The 930-nt window shown below is 57.6% G+C and carries 1 protein-coding gene; it reads left to right on the top strand.

Translation table 11 applies throughout. The features are described 5' to 3' along the window. Window positions 1–11 precede the first annotated feature (11 nt). On the top strand, window positions 12–930 hold a 919-nt coding region (locus AC0L2U_RS34720), incomplete at its 3' end, for a DUF4158 domain-containing protein (RefSeq protein ID WP_473603706.1).

The following is a 930-nucleotide window of genomic DNA, read 5'->3' as shown; positions in this document are numbered from 1 at the left end:
GGGGAATGCGGATGGGCAGAAGAAGGCTTCTCAGTTCAAAGGAAGCGGCGACGCTTCTGGGCATAGCGGTGGACGAGGAAAATCTTATCCGACATTTTACGATGGAATCGGCAGACCGCTTGGAATGCGAACTTCGCCGTCGACCGCAAAACAAGCTGGGCTTCGCGGTTCAACTTTGCACAATGCGCCAAACGGGGCGACTATTGTCGGAGAACGAACAGCCACCAGCCGCTGCGATCAAATATCTTGCGGAGCAGCTCGGTATCGACCCTCGCCTGTACGAGCTTTATGCTCGCCGGGTACAGACCCGTTTTGATCATAGCCGGCATCTGATGGACTATCTCAGTCTTCGGGCGGCTTCCAAAGAAGATAGGCGAGCCGCTCTGATAGCTGCAATCGAAGTGGCAACCAACGGCGATCACGGACTGCCGATCGCGATAGCAGTCGTTGCCGAGTTCCGGAAACGAAACGCTCTCCTTCCCTCGCTGCATTCCATCGAGAAAATAGGTCTCGGCGGTCGCGCGATTGCTCGCCGACGGGCAGAGAACGCGATCATTTCGGGTATCTCGCTGGATCGGCTAGCCTCATTGGACAGGCTATTGGAGGTTGATCCGGTGATCGGCCAAACCCGCTTTCATTGCCTGCGATCGGCGCCAGACGCGCCAGGTGCGTCAAACCTGGTCGGGCTGACAGAACGGATCGCTTTCCTGCGCACGCTGGAGATCGATCCGAAATTGCAGATGCGGATTTCCTCGGGTCGGTGGGACCAGATGATCCGTGAAGGGAACGCCACGCCGGCCTGGCTGGCCAACGATTTCAATGCCAGCCGTCGGCACGCTTTGATTGTGGCGCAGGTCATCAAGCTCGGCCAGAAGCTCACCGACGATGCAGTGTCGATGTTTATCAAGCTGATGGGTCGGCTGTTCTCGC

The sequence above is a fragment of the Mesorhizobium sp. WSM4808 genome, assembly GCF_055811675.1.
The sequence above is the reverse complement of the archived record's forward strand: the minus strand, read 5'-3'. Positions and strand labels throughout refer to the sequence as shown.